Raw genomic sequence first — 17,092 nt, forward strand, 5'->3', positions numbered from 1 at the left:
TCGCCGGAAAATTTATCCATTAAATTATCTGTACATGAATTTTGATTATAATACGACGCGCAGCCATTTGATTTTATCGGAATATGGCCGCAACGTTCAGAATATGGTGAAGTATATCTGCGAATTGCCCACTATTGAAGAACGTAATAAATATGCCCAGGCGGTTATCGACCTGATGGGATTTCTGCAACCGCATTTACGTGATGTTGCCGATTTTAAGCATAAACTTTGGGACCATTTGCACATTATATCTGGTTACCAGATTGATGTGGAAAGCCCTTACCCGAAGCCTTTGCCTGAAAATGCCTTTAAAAAACCAGAACCACTTCCCTATCCTCAACAACGAATTACCTACAAACATTATGGTAAAACGGTTGAGAATCTGATTGAAAAAGCCATGCGCGAAGAAAATCCTGAAAATAAAAAAGCGATGGTTCAGGGAATTGCAAACTTTATGAAAATGGCTTACGTAACCTGGAACAAGGATAATGTAAGTGATGATACGATCATTAAAGATTTGAAATACCTTTCAGGCGGCTTATTATCACTTGATGAAGGTGTTAACCTGGCTAAAGTTGAGTTCAGGGCACAAAATCCTCGACAGAATATTAACAACAACAGAGGTCGCAATAATAATAACAACAACAATAACGGAGGCAAAAACCGTCAAAACAATAATAACAATAACCGCGGCCGCAACAACAATAATAAACCTAAATATTAATTAAAGGGTTAATGGTTGAAGGTAGAGGGCGAAAGGTTAAATATTACCAAATCTTGATACTCAATACTTGATACCTGATACCTGATACCCATTACTTGTTACTTACTACTTGATACTAAAAAATATATGAACGCATTTGAAATAACAGGCGGAATTAAATTAAAAGGCGAAATTACTCCCCAAGGTGCCAAAAATGAGGCTTTACAGATCTTATCCGCTGTTTTGCTTACCGAAGAGAAAGTAACCATCAGCAACATTCCAGACATTAAGGATGTAAATAAATTAATCGAATTATTGGGTGATTTAGGAGTTATAGTAGAGCGCATCAATAAAGACACATACACTTTCGAGGCCAAAAATATTGATTTAAACTTCTTCGAATCTGACACCTTTAAAGCTAAAGGCGGCGGTTTACGCGGTTCAATTATGATTGTTGGTCCGCTATTGGCTCGTTTTGGCAAAGCTGCAATACCTAAGCCTGGTGGCGATAAAATTGGCCGCAGAAGATTGGACACCCATTTTATCGGTTTCGAAAAGTTAGGTGCTAAATTTGTATACGACAGCAAAAAAGCGTTCTTTAACGTTGATGCAACAAATTTACAAGGTGCTTATATTTTGCTTGATGAAGCATCTGTTACAGGAACAGCAAACATTGTAATGGCTGCAGTTTTGGCTAAAGGTACAACTACAATTTACAACGCAGCCTGCGAACCTTATTTACAGCAACTATGCAAAATGCTAAATCGCATGGGTGCGAAGATTTCTGGTATTGGTTCAAATTTATTAACCATTGAGGGTGTTAAAGTTTTAGGTGGTACAGAACACAGAATGTTGCCTGACATGATTGAGATTGGCTCTTTCATTGGTATGGCGGCAATGACTGAATCTGAAATCACGATAAAAAACGTTTGTTATGATGAACTTGGAGTAATACCTGAAGTTTTCAAGAAATTAGGTATTAAATTAGAACGCAGAGGCGACGATATTTTTGTGCCATCGCAAAAGCACTATGAAATTGATACTTTCATTGATGGTTCGATTCTAACCATTGCCGATTCGCCATGGCCGGGCTTTACGCCCGATTTATTGAGCATTGTTTTGGTTGTGGCGACACAAGCGAAAGGAAACGTTTTAATCCACCAGAAAATGTTTGAGAGTCGTTTATTCTTCGTGGATAAGCTTATTGATATGGGTGCTCAGATCATTCTTTGCGATCCGCACCGTGCAACCGTTAATGGAATCGATAAAAAATACCAACTTCGCGGCATCAGCATGACTTCTCCTGACATCAGAGCTGGGGTATCCTTGCTAATCGCTGCATTATCAGCTGAGGGCAAATCAACCATTTATAATATCGAACAAATTGAGCGGGGTTACCAGGACATTGATACGCGTTTACGCGCCCTGGGTGCGCAAATTAAGCGTGTAAATGCAGATGCACCATCTCATTAAGCGGAAAGATAAAAGCTGAAAGGCTAAAGGTGAAAGACCAAAGCTTAAATAGCACTAAGCAAAAACGCCCGGATAATAATTTATCTGGGCGTTTTTTTGGCTTCTCGTCATTGCGAGGCACGAAGCAATCTTTTTAGCTGTAAGTATTAAACCCAAAGCATTAAGATTGCTTCGTGCCTCGCAATGACGACCGTTTTAGACTAGATATATCTTAGGATTAACTGCATTTCCACTTCTCCATTTCCTATTATCTATTTACTATTCCCCATTTGCAATCTTCCTTAACTAACCAGATATCGCATTTATAACATCATATTGGGTAATAATTTCAATTTTCCCAGATTCATCCTCAACCAGCACGGCAGAATTTTCTTTATTAATCAATGATGAAATTTTGTCAATTGAGGTGTTCAAATCAACAAAAGGGAAAGTCGCAGTCATGATTTCTGAAATTGGTGCTGATTTCAAACCAGGGTTTTCCAGTAAAGCCGACAAAATATCACTTTCTGCAATTTTACCTACAATCATGCCTTGCTGGGTTACCGGAATTTGAGAAATGTTCATCGACTTAATTGTATTTATGGCTTCCAGAACAGATTTTGTTGCATCAAGCGTTACAATTTCTGTCGCTTCTTTTTTAGCCAAAATTGATTTTGCCGTTAATTTTTCATCCTGTAAGAAGCCCCGTTCGCGTAACCAGTCTTCATTATACATTTTGCCCATGTAGCGGCTGCCGTGGTCATGAAAAATAACCACAACCACATCTTCAGGCTTTAATTTATCTTTCAACTGGATTAAGCCACCGATTGCCGCACCGGCAGAGTTTCCTACAAAAATTCCTTCTTTACGGGCTATATCTCGGGTCATTAATGCTGCGTCCTTATCCGTTACTTTTTCAAATAAATCAATAACATCAAAGTTCACATTAGCCGGTAAAAAGTCTTCACCGATTCCCTCTGTGATATAAGGATAAATTTCGTCCTTATCAAAAATGCCGGTTTCCTTATATTTTTTGAAAACCGAACCATAAGTATCGATTCCCCAAACCTGAATGTCAGGATTTTTTTCCTTAAGGTATTTGCCAGCGCCGGAAATTGTTCCGCCAGTACCCACACCAACAACTAAATGAGTGATTTTACCTTCAGTCTGCTCCCAAATCTCCGGACCGGTTTGTTCATAATGCGCAGCTGTATTTGCTAAATTATCATATTGGTTTGGTTTCCAGGAATTCGGAACTTCACGCTCTAAACGGGAAGATACTGAATAATAAGACCTTGGGTCCTCAGGTTCAACGTTCGTAGGGCAAACAATCACTTCCGCACCAAAAGCACGCAGTGCATCCACTTTTTCCTTTGACTGTTTATCCGTAGTTGTAAAAATACATTTATAACCCTTAATAATAGCAGCCATAGCCAAACCCATACCTGTATTCCCTGAAGTTCCTTCAATGATGGTGCCACCAGGTTTTAACTTACCACTGCGCTCGGCATCGTCAATCATCTTCACCGCCATACGGTCTTTGATCGAGTTGCCAGGATTAGTCGTCTCTATTTTCGCCAGAATAGTTCCTGGAATACCTTTTGTTATTGTATTTAATTTAACCAGGGGCGTATTGCCAATGGTTTCTAGAATGTTATTGTACCACATAATACAAAATTAAGCAAAGGCATTAAGTATTTTATGAACAATATTTTATTTGAAACATAATTTTGAAATTCTACAATTTTAGAAATTATATTTTATAAACTACCAGAATGATGGGCATTATAGATTGATTATTGGGCGAGATATGATATCGAAGAAATTTATCAACCTTTATCGACTACTTTTAAGATACCATTAAGGAATTAGGACTCTTCTGATTCATCAGATTGATTACCACTACCCTCGTTTTCAGAAAATGTTTTAGCCTTTTCATCAGCCGAGACATTATTTTGCTCATTGGATTCCAGGTTCTCCTCCAGCCGGTCATTCCATCGGTCCAGACCATTTTCAGCACTTTCATTGCTTTCCTGATTACCTGCGGTGTTTTTAGGATCTTCCATAATATTTTTAAATAGGAACATTTCAAAGAAATTAAAGTTTTAATTTAATCCATCTACAGGTGGTTTTTTAGCTTCCTTGAATTCCCTTACACTTTTACCGATGCCCTTCATCAACTCCGGCAATTTTTTACCGCCGAAAATTAATAAAACAACAACACAGATTAGAATAATTTCAATTACCGACATAACTTTTCTTGTGAATGTACAACAAATTGCCAATAATCAATTTAAAGGCACAACATTAACTTTCAAATATTTTGAAAATGATTATTACAAAATGATGATTAACAAAACCTGCGGGAGAGAAACAAGCTCGTGATATAAACGTTATACTTGTAAAAACAGCTAATATGGCAACTGCTCAACAAATCCGTCAGGCCTACCTCGATTACGTTTTAACTAATAATGAAAAACCTAAATCGGTTTACAGCTTTTCAAAAAAAATAAAGATTACCGAAGCTGAGTTTTATCAGTTTTATGCTTCATTTGAAAGCATCGAAAAAAACATTTGGTTCGATTTAACTTTTGAGACCATTACAAAGATAAAAGAACAGGATGTCTGGTTTCAGTATTCTGCGAGGGAAAAAATGCTTTCTTTCTTTTATAGCTACACAGAAAATTTAAAAAACCAGCGAAGCTTTGTTATTTACAGCCTGAAAAATTATAATGGAAAATTTTCCACACCTAATGTTCTCGCCGGCGTAAAACCAATATTCGAAAATTTTGCTGAAGATATTATTAACGAAGGCCTTGAAAGCGGGGAGCTTGCTGAGCGTAAGTTTTTAAGTAAAAGGTATAAAGATGCCTTATGGATTCAATTTGCTTTCATTATAAATTTTTGGATAAATGATGATAGTGATGGTTTTGAAAAAACGGATGAGGCAATTGAAAAGGGCATTAATGTAACTTTCGATTTATTTCAGCACTCTCCCATTGATAATTTATTTGAGTATGGGAAGTTTTTGAGCAGAAATGGCAGGTTCAAAGAGCGTATGGGATTTTAAAAGATGAAGACACAAGATAGCATTCCGGTAACCAAAGTAGAACGTTCCGCAAAATTTGTTAAAACTGGTTTCCAGATTGGGGGAAACTACATCAAACATTATTCGAAAAAATTATTCAATCCTGAAATGGATAGAGCCCAGTTGAATGAAGACAATGCAACTGATATTTATAAGTCTTTAAGCGAATTAAAAGGCAGCGCTTTAAAAATAGCCCAAATGCTCAGTATGGATAAAAACATACTCCCAAAATCTTATGTCGACAAGTTTACCCAATCGCAATACAACGCGCCGCCGCTCTCCGGACCGCTGATTGTAAGAACTTTCACCAAGAACTTCGGTAAAACGCCTGATAAGCTATACGATAGCTTCAATATAAATTCGACAAATGCAGCGTCAATAGGCCAGGTTCATCAGGCTACTTTGAACGGAAAAAAATTAGCGGTAAAGATCCAATATCCCGGCGTAGGCGATAGTATTTCTTCCGACCTGAAATTAGTCAAGCCTTTCGCTTTTCGCCTGCTTGGAATGTCGGAAAAAGAACTGAATATTTATATTAAAGAAGTTGAGGAGCGCTTGCTGGAAGAAACGGATTACGAACTGGAAGTAAAACGTTCGATAGAATTTTCGGAAGCTTGTAAAAACCTTAATAACGTTGTTTTCCCAAAGTATTACCCTGAAATGTCCAGTAAACGCATCATATCAATGGACTGGATTGATGGGTTGCATTTGAAGGAATTTTTAAAAACTAATCCATCTCAGGAATTAAAGAATAAAATTGGCCAGGCTCTATGGGATTTTTATAATTTCCAGCAACATGAATTGAGAGCAGTACACGCAGATCCTCATCCAGGCAATTTTATGATTACGCCCGATGAGAAACTAGGTGTTATTGATTTTGGCTGCATCAAAGAAATGCCTGACGATTTCTATTACCCATTTTTCTCCCTGATCTCCACAGATGTTATTCTGGATAAGCAAAAAACGATTGATGCTTTCCGTAAGCTTGACATGATTCATAAAGAGGATACAGAAACTCAAGTTGAATTTTACTATAAATCCTACAAAGAGATGATTGAGTTATTTGCAAAACCTTACATCAATGAGTTTTTTGATTTTAGTAAAAGTGAATTTTTCGAAAAGCTGTATGAATATGGCGAAAAAATTTCCCGAATGCCAGAATTTAAACAAGCCCGTGGTGTTAAGCATTTTATATATGTAAACAGAACTAATTTCGGCCTTTACACCATCCTTCATGATTTAAAAGCCACTGTGAAAACGAGCACCTTTAAACCGGCTATCAAGGAAGTTTAGGCATTTTTCTTCACCACTTCTATCATATGATCTAAATCGAATGGCTTTTGTATAAAGTCGTCGGCTTTATTTTCTTCCGCAATCTGCGGTAATTTTTCAGATGTGGAGGTTAAAACGGCGGAAATATCCTCCGTCTCGGGATTAGTTTTTAATTCTTTAATTATTTTGGAACCTTTCTTTTGTCCTTTAATATTGTCGTCAATAACAACAACATCGGGATCAATCTCATCAATTTTTTCTATGGGAGCAGTTGACAATGACGCAGTTACTTCAAAACCTTCTTCATCCAGTACTTGGTCCATAATATCCAGGATGTCTTTATTATCCTGAACCAAAACAACCTTTTTCTTCATAAACAGCTGTATTCAATATTTCTTTAAATATAAGAAAAAGAACCGTTCACTCATATACCCATTTTTTTGCTTGAATGATGACATTACCATTTGGTCTGATTTTTAAACCTGTTCGTCGATTAGTTATTGATGCTGGTATAAAACGAAGAATTTAGCTGCAACGTTTTCGGATGATTGGCGTCTTATCTACAAACAATCCAAAAACGAAATTTAAAAACATTAAATAGCAGCATTATGAAAACCTCAATCAAAACCTTAATCGCAACATCTCTAACAGCAATCGTTTTAACCTCAACTGCTTTCGCAACCAGCGTAATGGCGGCCGAGCAAAAACCTACTACTGTATCCGCATCAGCAACTCCCTTTAAAAGAGTTATTGTTAAAGGAAATGTAGAAATTACTTTAGTTCAACGACAAAACGAAGGCGTAACCTACGCAGATGATAATATCGGAAAAGCAAAAATTACGCAGGAAGGTAATGTATTGAGAATCACGTCGGCCGATAAAGATGTAGCAAAACTGGTTGTTTACGTGAACGACATCTTCAGAATAGAGGCATCTGAAAATGCAGTTGTAAAAACCAACGGTAAAATAAAGTCAAAATATCTCCAGATATTCCTGAGCGGAAATGCACAGGCTGACATCAATTCAGCTACTGAAGGATTATATACTGTAATCTCAGGCAACTCTGATTTAAAATTAAGTGGTTCCACAGATAACCACACCTTGATAATGGGTAAAACGCCTAAATTAACAATCAACAGATTCGCTGCTTTGAAAACGAATATCAGTTCAGCTGAATCAGTAGTAACCGAGATCGCAGCTTTGTAAAATAAACCGACTATATATTTTTTAAAAGCGACGGATTTTATTCGTCGCTTTTTTATTTCAATCTTCAGAATTTCTTCAGAATGGAAATGTAATTTGCGCAAAATTGCTAACCAAATGACGAATCTATTCAAGAGCAGGTACAGTGTTCTTTTTGCTTTTTTATTTTATTTTGTATTCTTCTCTTTTCTCATAAGAATCATACTATTCATTGCATCAAGCCGACACGTTAGCTTCAGTTTCATTGAGATAATTAAAGTTTTTGGCACAGGATTATTTTTTGATATTGGTACCGGGCTATTGCTGTTATCTTTTTATGCCTTGTTTTTGCTTGTCTTACCCAATACAATTTATCAAAAAAGATGGAATAAGGTGTTTACACCAGTCCTGTTTTTTGTTTTTGTTGTTATCACTTTATTTTCATTTTTCGCTGAACTAACTTTTTGGCAAGAGTTTGAAAGCAGGTTTAATTTCATCGCAGTAGATTATTTGATTTACACTTACGAAGTTATTCACAACATCAATGAATCGTATCCCCTGCCTTTGCTGATAACCTTAATCGTGTTTCTGGCATCATGCATCACCTTTATATTTTTTAAATTAAAAATATTCAGAACGAATTTTGAAGATACAATTTCTTTAAAAAAAAGAAGTCAGGTTTCACTCTCATTAATTTTAATAACAATTACTTTTAGCTTTATTGTAAAAAACAGCTGGGCAGAACACGGAAATAACCGCTATGCAAATGAATTAAGTAAAGCTGGGATTTATTCTTTTTTTGCGGCTTTCAAAAACAATGAATTAAACTACCAGGATTTCTACAGCTTAATTAATGATAAAAAAGCGTTTGAATTAATCAGAGGGGAACTCAAAGAAAATAACAGCAACTTTTTGAGCAGGGGTTTATCAATCAAAAGAAGGATAAACAACGACAAATCAGAATATAAGCCTAATGTGATTACGATCGTAATCGAAAGTTTGAGCGCTGACTTTTTAGCGCATTATGGAAATACCCAACACTTAACCCCTTTTTTAGATTCAGCAGCAAATCACAGTATTTTTTTCAGCGACATGTATGCTACAGGTACGAGGACGGTTCGTGGTATGGAGGCTTTAACACTCAGCATTCCGCCAACGCCAGGAAGCAGCATTGTCAGAAGAATGGATAATGAACATCTTTTTTCCGTTGGCCATGTATTTAAAACAAAAGGTTACATAAACACCTTCTTTTATGGCGGCGACGGCTATTTTGACAACATGAATCATTTCTTCGGAACTAACGGCTACGACATTGTAGACCGGGGAAGAAAACTACTTGATGAAACATACGACGGAAGCCGTACAATCATTCAGGATAAGGATGTTACATTCGAAAATGCCTGGGGAATATGTGATGAAGATATTTTTAACATGGTAATTAAAGATGCCGATTTGAAATACAAAAAAAGTCAGCTGTTTAATAACTTTGTTATGACCATGTCAAACCATAGGCCATACACCTTCCCTTCGAACAAAATTAATTTACCTTCAGGTTCGCGGGAAGCTGCTGTTCGGTATACGGATTATGCTATCGGAAAGTTCATAGATAAAATTAAAAACAGGCCGTGGTTTAAGAATACGGTAATTATTCTTGTAGCTGATCACTGCGCAAGTAGTGCTGGAAAAAATGAAATTGACATCTCAAAATACCAGATTCCGTGTATGATTTTGAACCTGAAAAATTTGCCTGAAATGAAGGTTAATAAAATGACCTCTCAAATAGATTTATTTCCTACACTATGGAGCCTTTTAGGATGGAAATATACAAATGGTTTTTTCGGAAAAAATGTGTTTGATGCAGCCTACAAACCAAGGGTAGTGTTAGGTACTTATCAAAAGCTGGTGTACATGAGAAATGATAGCGCTGTGGTTTTGAGTCCGCACCAAAAAACAGAGAGCTTTATTTACGACAAATCAAAAAACGAACAAAAAAAGACACATTTACCAAAGTCTTTTACTGATCAGGCTATCGCAAATTATCAAACGGCTTTTGAACTTTTTAAAAGCGGAGGGTTAAAGCAATAAGAGGGAAATATTTTCCCTCTTATTGCTTATTTAATACTTAAATCTTCTTCTTCTTTTAAAGTTTCAGATTGTTTTCTTTTGGCTTTATTTAAATATTTAACGCCAACGCGCAGGGCTTTTAAACCTGAAACGCCTTGTAGTTCTTCCAAATCAAGCTGTTCCAAATCATCGTTCAACAAACCCTGATCCTGTAAATATTTAATGTATTCGAAATATTCTTTAGCTTCCTCAGCATTAAAATAAACCATCGCTATTTTATCTGGTTGGGTTAATCGTTCCGAAGTGCCTTTAATCAATACTTTATCTATTCGTTTTTTTACAACTTCATACCTAATATTGTAAGCGCCTTCTACATCAAACCTACGCTCATCATTCCTGAAACTGATGTCAATTGAGTTTGAGTGGATAAACACCAATTGTGTAGTTTCCAGCGGCCTTGGCATTTCTCCTATTAAGTTTTTGGATAAACGGGCTATCTCCACCATCGAAGTCAATTGCCACAAACGGATGTTTTTTAAATAAAGTAGATCGAAAGGTTTATTCGGTGCAATATCCTGACCAATGTAAATGTCGTATTCCACGCCGTCGGTTCTGAATTTAGCAAAATAACATGGATAAGAAGACTGAAGGTTCGCCTGTGCAGTTTCGAGGTACTGACTCACTTCCATATTGATGGTTTGCATCGAAACTTCAAGTTTTCGTCTGTTTTCATAAAACAAGCCAGTTTCAGGGCGAATTTCCGAAAAATAATCATCGATGATTTCTGCTGTATCAGGATGGTTCACTTTAATTACAGAAAAGAAAGGGTAAACTTCGGCAGCTAAAAATTCATTAAGCAACATTTCTTCATTACTTGATGCCACATTACTGATGCGAACAATCCAGTCGTTGCAATTAAAAATAAGCTTATCAATAAGATCCAGGTAAACAAATTTTCTAAGACCTTTCAATGTTTTAATAATGTTCAACAGATGAACATGCATATCCTCTTTCAGTGCCTGGTTACGCTCGGTTGTAGAATTACGGATATCGACCGCACCAAATAAAGGGTACATGTTTTTAAACATCACCGTTTCTATCTGGGTATGCTTTTTATTTTTCTTGTTTTGTTGTATAAAGTGCCATACGGCCTCGTTAAATTTCCACTGTACAGAAGGTTGCAATGCAGTAAACTTATCCATTAAAACGGCATCCATTTTTGCATTAAACTCCTCAATACTATATTGAAAGAGCTGACCAATTAAAGGTAACGCAGGACGCAACCGGGATAATAATTTGTCATCTACGACAACCTCCTTGCTTGAGTACACTTCCAGCACACCTGCTAATTGTTTATTATAATAAATAGGTAAAACCGAATAAGAACAAACACCCGCGGCTTTCAATACACGTAGAAAAGGATCTTTAGCCATCTGATCCTCGTTAATTGAACTCACGAAAATCGGACGGGGATCTTCCTTATATTTATCAACAAGAGAATAAAAAACTTCCTCTTCCATGTTCGATGCCTTCGCCGAATTAATGAGCATGCTTTGCGAAAAATCCTGATTATCAAAGACGAGCTTATTATTAACCGTTAAGAAAGGCATCAGGCCAAATTCAAAATCTCCGTTTCCACTAAGGGTTTTTAGTGCCTGGGTTACATGGTTATAGGCTTCAGTTTGATAATTATGATCAACTAAGGCACTTCTGATCCCCTCTATAGCATGCTGTAAGGTTACGTCGGTTATGGAAATTACACTAAAACCTTCAAAAGTAAATTTCTTTAAGGGTAAAACTTTAGTGAGATAGTCTATTTCACTTCCATCCTGAAAATGCTGCGCGAGTACCTCAAAATCCAATTCAGGCAAAGTACCTTTATGTTGAATGTCGATAAACTGCGTATCGTTTTGAATGTTGTAATATTGGGTGAGCTTATTCTCCGGGTTAACATGGGCATAGATAATCTCATTTTTTAAAACAGAAGTGAAATTATAAAATCTATCCAGAATTAAATTATAGATGAATTTTAAATGCTTTACTTCGGAAGGATCATTATTATTATCCTTGTTAACTTTATTTTTAGGGTCGTGATCTTTAAAAAACTGGTAAAACGCATTTGTGCTAAAGAAAATTTCATCGGGTACAGGTGTACTCAATGCCCAGAATAGTTCGTTTTCATTTGCCATTAAGGGCGTTAGAATTGTAAAAATTAACTCTAATGTTTCCTTATGTTTTGATAATTCCTGTGCAGTTATATTACCGAGTAAAGCGTTTTCTTTTTCGATCTTCTCCAATAAAAACCTATAAAACTCAGACTTAACAGTTTTTTCGGTTTTAAGCCTGTTTTTCAAATAGTTCACTAAAGGTCTGAAAGACAAGTTTGATTCTACCTGGCAATGAATACATTCATTTTTATGTATTTGTATTACATTGGTATTCATGAGTATATGTGTTTTATAGACGTAAAATTAATAGTTAAAAATAATATAGTGTACAAAGATACAAACAGCCCAGGCCATATATAGTCTGTAAAACGTAATACTATTTTTACATCTCCTATATATACTTACGCTTAAAACCTTCTTTTAGTTTAAAAAAATCTGATTTTGTTACGGTTTTCTAAAAATTACGCACTCAATACCTGAAATTCAGCGACACATAAGGGTACCAGCCATCGCTCGAATGGCCCACTACAAAACGGACAACTGTTAATGATGCAGGCGCAAAGTAGACACCGCCGCCTACACCATGATGCCATGTATCAGAACTCTGATTCCTAGTCCATACCCTGCCCACATCATAAAATCCCAATAAGCCAACCTGACCCGGAAGTACATAGCTAACCAAATCTCCAAGTTTAGCCCTAAGTTCCAGGTTATTATAGAAACTGTGATCGCCGGCAAACCTGAATTGACGGTAACCGAGTAAGTTCCCTTGTCCGCCTAGAAATTGCGACTGATAAAACGCCGGTTTCCCTACCGTAATACCACCACCAAAACGGTCGGCCAGGATAAATGCTTTACGTCCATCCAGGTTTTTAAACAATGCAATGCTTGCCGTAAACTGCCCGAAGGAATTTGAATATTTGTTAATTCCTTTATAACCCAGCAATTTAAAATCTACATAACTACCCAGTGTTGGCAGTAAATCATTGTCGCGGGTATTATTCGTAAAATTAACAATTGCACCTGCAAACATCTTTTCATTGCGAACATTTAAGCTATCTGAAGAACCCAATGGCGCGCCACTTGTAATAAATCTGCCCTCATTATCTTCCTGGTTTAACTTATAATACTGAAATGATGGGCCCACACTAAACGTTGATTTCGGCCTGCGCCACCTGATAGAAGGATCGACCTGGTAAAGGTTAAATCTCGCCCTGTAATATCTAATTTCATCGCCATGTTCATCAAAACGCGTATCATTACCAACGCCAAAGAAGTTCTGGGTATTGTTCGGTGCATAAGCATCGGCTTTAATTAAAAAATCTGCCTTGCCTAACGCTTTTAACCATTCGCCTCTGTAATTAAACCTGAATGCCTTCGTAGAAAAAGAATGTAGAAAAGAAACCGTTTGTGAATTGCCGTAAGGCTGTTTTCTGAATCCGGGATTCGTTTGTTTGTAAACTAATCCAAGTAAAATTCCATCATCATTATTGTAACCAGCATTTAAATTATATGATCGCCTGCGGTACATATCTTTTGGAATGTAACTGAAGTTTGATGTATCATTAGAAATAATTTTCCTGATTTTATCATCATCATCACCTTTGTAGGTTGCTTTATCTGTCCTGCCATAAAGTTTCACCGTACCATTGCTGTTTGCAAAATCGTAAATTTTATTTCCCTTACCACCAATAATTCTGATTTTGATAGCTGATGTTTTATTATTCAATATCAGACTATCGTTACCATTATGCATGTAAATTCGAATTTCTTCAGTCACTTTTGGATCGAAGACGCGGTTAAACAGTTCATCTTTTATATTTCCTTCCTTGGAAATTTTATTGATTTTAACCTTTAAAGCTTTTTCAGGTGCATCTGTTACCTCAATAAGTTCATTTTTATTGGTTACTTCAATATCGACAATCCTGTTGAAAAAATGGTAATAATCATCCATCAACTTTGGCAGTTTAGCGATCCGGTTCCTCATCTGCGCGATGAGCGCATCGTGGTGAAGCGAGTAACTGGGTTCAGGAAGTTTCCTTAAAGCTTTTTCAAATACGGCATCATTGTAAAGCGAACAAAACTCTATTATCGTTTTGTCCCATTCGGCTTTGCTGATGTTGGCTGTCCAGCGACTACTGATTTCGCGGCCTTCCCATAAAAACCAATTAATATCTTTAATATCCCGTTCATAGCCCTGCATCATCGGTAATAAAGAAGAAGACTGCGTGTAGCGTTGTAAGGCGCCGTCTGATCTGAAAAAGACCTGGTCCCTATCCCGGGGAACCGGAACATAGTGTGAACCGCCATCCTTTTTGGTTTCTTTCCATCGCCATTGATCCTCGTGCCTGTCCCAATCGCCCAATAATACATCAAATGCCCTGGCCCTAAGCCATGCCGGCCCATCTAACGTATTATCGTTATCATCCGTTAGTTCTTTATCCATTTTTGGAGAACTGTCTGATTCACCCACCGGTTCACGCTCCTCTAAAAGGCATAAGGTATTTGCAAAGGCAGATTCATATTCTCCAAGGTTATCATCAGGCGAAACCCATCCGATTATGGGGTTGCTATGCGGAATACCAGCGGCTTTTGCCAGTTCCGGCACTACTAAGGCCGAAAAAGGATGCTGTGCCGACATGTTATCCTTTATGATATCCTTGGCGAAGGTTTGCCTCAACTGTTCAGGCAAAAGCACTTCCGGAAATTTCTCCACGCTGCGTAAAACATACTCCTTGCCGTTTTTGTCTTCCAGTCTTAACGACCTGGATTGATTCCCTCCGCCCCTTTGCGTTGCTTTCAAGCCACCCGCTATTTGCGAAACCCTTAAAACCGGAACTTTGGTTTTTTGTGCATATTCCTTTCTGTAATTTTCCCCGAAAATGTAACGGTGGAAACGGCCAACGCTATCGTACTCGGGCTTAATGCTGACCATTATGCTATCCGCAACAATGGGCTTATCCCGGTTTCTTATCTTTTGATTAACAGTTTCAAATTTCTTGGTATAGCTGTAAACCTGATTTACGCAGGTATCTGCATAAACATAATAGGTATAACGCATATCGTTGTTCATTAACTGATCGGCAATAACATATCCTTGCTGCATCTCGTGAAACAACGATGTTTTACCCTCCTTATTCGGAGAAACCTTTGAGCCGGAACCGCTAACGATCTGCAACTGCTTGCCTTTTATAAGCTGTAATCCATGTTCATGGCCCGCCACATAAGTTACATTGGGGTAATCACCAAATACGCCGGTAACCGATTTTATCAGGTCTTTATAAGCTGGGTGATTTAAATCTTCAGGGCTCAGTAAAGTGGAACGCAAAAGCGGATAAACAGAGCCAATAACTGGCATTGGGATGTATAGATTTTTATTCAAAGAAGTTAAAGGGAAAAAGTGATTGCGCAGGTTAAAATAACCACCATGCGGACCGTAACTTTGAAAAGGATGGTGTGATGCCAGAAGGATGACTTTACCTTTATTTTTTTCCAGTAAATCTTCCATTTTAACTAAAACCTCATCTTTAGTCCGGCATTCGCATTCGCCGTTCGGATTGGATTTATTGTAAGGAAAGAGCCACCATTCGCTGTCGTATGCAATTATGGTTAATTTATCTGTTAAATTTATGGCCACCGGATCCGGGCAGCCATTTTCAGGGATGAGTTTTAACAGCGGGTCATTCTGCTGTTTTAAATAATCATTCTGTGCTTTAATCTTCGCTAAACCTTTTGGTCCGGATTTGTCCCAATCGTGGTTGCCAGGAACAAAATAAACCGCAGCACCTTTTTCCCGCATGGGTGCAAATTGCGATTGTAAAATTTTCTTAGTGTCTTCCTCTTCCAAACTACCCGGCAAACCCATTCCTGTTGGGTAAATATTATCACCCAAGTAAACAACGGTGGTTTTTTTGGGAATGATTTGCTTAGCAGCATTTTTTAAATCCTGCATCTGGGCGGGATTCATCTCACCTGCATCGCCAAACAATATGACACGGTATTTTATGTCATTTTGTGCGAATGCGATTAAGTTGATGAACAGAAAAAATATAGATAGCGTAAAATTTTTAATCATAATGTTGGATTAGGTATACCATATATCAAGGTATATGGTTGTATATGAGGCTGTATCATTAATGGTGATTTACCCGAGCATTATCAAGTTGAGCTTGTTGAAACGCTTTGTTAGGCATTTAAACATTCCTTCGACAAGCTCAGGCTGATAATTCTATATTCATAACACAGCCTCAAATCAATTACTTCTTAAGCTTAAACTGTAAAATATCACCTGAAGCTAATGTACCACCCTCATTGGATATGTACAGGTTGCTATCCTTATCAAAAGCAATACCTTCAGGTTGATTAAAGTTACCGCCTTTTAATGAATAAGTTGCTTTAATTTTAAAATCGGCATCGGTTATAACCAGCATCTTGTTTACTGAAGATAAAATATACCACTCCCCTGTAGCCGGATTTTTCGCTAAGGCGGAAGGCTTAAATTTAACTTTTTTCTCTCCGGAAAGCTTTTCTAAGTCATCAAATGACAAGCTGAATTCGCCTGCAGGCTTTAAAGAATTATCCGCACCAAAATCGAAAGCATAAATACTGGTAGCTTTATTTTTATCGTCAGCCTTGCTGGCTTTAGTCAGAATGTATACTTTACCCGCTTTCTCATCGGCAGCTAAACCTTCGTACTCCGCCTTTGGAACCAAATCTTTGACTTTAACCACATTATCAACCTCTGGCTTGTCAATCCCTGAAAGTGGAAAAATATGAAGCTCGCCGTTACTTTTAAGTACAATAACCTGGTTTTTCAGGATGGCTAAATCTTCATAATCGCCTGTGCCAGCAAATTTTGTAAACTTAGATGCTTTGTCGTTCAAACCTAGATAAAACAAATCCCCATCTTCATCCTGAATGGCAAAAACCTGTTTGGGATCGCCATTGTGAAATGTAATGCCCGAAATTTCGAACAGGTTTTGAGGCATATTGTATTTAACAGGATTTTCAAGGTCGTAAGGCAAAGCAGATTGCGCTGTTTCTTCCTTAACTTCCTTTTTACTGTTTTTATCCTTTTTTTCCCCGTTCGCACATGAAATACAAAAGAAAGCCAGTAGTAAGGCGGAAAGCACAGAGCTGGTATACAATTTAAAATTTTTCATCG

At 37.3% G+C, this 17,092-nt stretch carries 13 protein-coding genes; 6 read left to right on the top strand and 7 right to left on the bottom strand.

The genetic code is table 11. From position 1 onward, the window contains the following. Nucleotides 1–34: 34 nt before the first annotated feature. Nucleotides 35–724 (top strand): DUF4290 domain-containing protein, encoded by a 690-nt coding sequence (locus ASF92_RS06905; protein ID WP_056089923.1) that lies wholly within the window; start codon nt 35–37, stop codon nt 722–724. A 126-nt stretch (nt 725–850) separates the two neighbouring features. Continuing rightward, nucleotides 851–2,176, top strand: coding sequence for a UDP-N-acetylglucosamine 1-carboxyvinyltransferase (gene murA / locus ASF92_RS06910; protein WP_056089926.1), 1,326 nt, complete (start codon nt 851–853; stop codon nt 2,174–2,176). A 285-nt stretch (nt 2,177–2,461) separates the two neighbouring features. On the opposite strand, the gene ASF92_RS06915 is transcribed toward murA, so the two are convergent. The 3 genes from ASF92_RS06915 to ASF92_RS20775 form a co-directional block, all read right to left on the bottom strand. Then, nucleotides 2,462–3,823: a pyridoxal-phosphate dependent enzyme gene (locus tag ASF92_RS06915; protein ID WP_056089929.1), complete on the bottom strand. Its 1,362-nt coding sequence runs from the start codon at nt 3,821–3,823 to the stop codon at nt 2,462–2,464. Nucleotides 3,824–4,023: 200 nt separating this feature from the next. Next, nucleotides 4,024–4,242 carry a hypothetical protein gene (locus ASF92_RS06920; RefSeq protein ID WP_231729759.1) on the bottom strand — a complete coding sequence of 73 codons (219 nt, stop codon included), beginning with the start codon at nt 4,240–4,242 and terminating at the stop codon, nt 4,024–4,026. Nucleotides 4,243–4,260: 18 nt separating this feature from the next. Then, nucleotides 4,261–4,407: a twin-arginine translocase TatA/TatE family subunit gene (locus ASF92_RS20775; protein WP_082489478.1), complete on the bottom strand. Its 147-nt coding sequence runs from the start codon at nt 4,405–4,407 to the stop codon at nt 4,261–4,263. Nucleotides 4,408–4,571: 164 nt separating this feature from the next. On the opposite strand from ASF92_RS20775, the gene ASF92_RS06925 reads away from it, so the two are divergent. Beyond that, nucleotides 4,572–5,225, top strand: a complete 654-nt coding sequence (locus tag ASF92_RS06925) for a TetR family transcriptional regulator C-terminal domain-containing protein (RefSeq protein ID WP_056089934.1) — start codon at nt 4,572–4,574, stop codon at nt 5,223–5,225. A gap of 3 nt (nt 5,226–5,228) precedes the next feature. After that, nucleotides 5,229–6,536, top strand: a complete 1,308-nt coding sequence (locus tag ASF92_RS06930; protein WP_056089937.1) for an AarF/ABC1/UbiB kinase family protein — start codon at nt 5,229–5,231, stop codon at nt 6,534–6,536. Here the strand turns inward: ASF92_RS06930 and ASF92_RS06935 are convergent. Next, the gene (locus ASF92_RS06935; protein ID WP_056089940.1) at nt 6,533–6,889 is read right to left on the bottom strand and encodes a two-component system response regulator; all 357 of its coding nucleotides are present in this window, start codon (nt 6,887–6,889) and stop codon (nt 6,533–6,535) included. The two genes, ASF92_RS06930 and ASF92_RS06935, sit on opposite strands and share 4 nt — an antisense overlap. 234 nt (nt 6,890–7,123) lie before the next feature. On the opposite strand from ASF92_RS06935, the gene ASF92_RS06940 reads away from it, so the two are divergent. Both ASF92_RS06940 and ASF92_RS06945 read left to right on the top strand, forming a co-directional pair. Next, a complete protein-coding gene (locus tag ASF92_RS06940) occupies nt 7,124–7,720 on the top strand; it encodes a GIN domain-containing protein (RefSeq protein ID WP_056089943.1) in 597 nt (198 codons plus the stop codon). 114 nt (nt 7,721–7,834) lie between these two features. Continuing rightward, nucleotides 7,835–9,781, top strand: coding sequence for an LTA synthase family protein (locus ASF92_RS06945; RefSeq protein ID WP_056089946.1), 1,947 nt, complete (start codon nt 7,835–7,837; stop codon nt 9,779–9,781). 26 nt (nt 9,782–9,807) lie between these two features. On the opposite strand, the gene ASF92_RS06950 is transcribed toward ASF92_RS06945, so the two are convergent. The 3 genes from ASF92_RS06950 to ASF92_RS06960 all read right to left on the bottom strand — a co-directional run bounded on the left by ASF92_RS06950 (nt 9,808) and on the right by ASF92_RS06960 (nt 17,090). Then, entirely contained in the window at nt 9,808–12,204 is a 2,397-nt protein-coding gene (locus tag ASF92_RS06950) for a GAF domain-containing protein (protein WP_056089949.1), read from the bottom strand. 193 nt (nt 12,205–12,397) lie between these two features. Continuing rightward, entirely contained in the window at nt 12,398–16,003 is a 3,606-nt protein-coding gene (locus tag ASF92_RS06955; RefSeq protein ID WP_082489479.1) for a BamA/TamA family outer membrane protein, read from the bottom strand. 181 nt (nt 16,004–16,184) lie between these two features. Next, a complete protein-coding gene (locus tag ASF92_RS06960; protein ID WP_231729760.1) occupies nt 16,185–17,090 on the bottom strand; it encodes an SdiA-regulated domain-containing protein in 906 nt (301 codons plus the stop codon). Nucleotides 17,091–17,092 lie beyond the last annotated feature (2 nt).

Origin of the sequence: Pedobacter sp. Leaf176, assembly GCF_001424305.1 — a bacterium.
Taxonomy (GTDB): domain Bacteria; phylum Bacteroidota; class Bacteroidia; order Sphingobacteriales; family Sphingobacteriaceae; genus Pedobacter.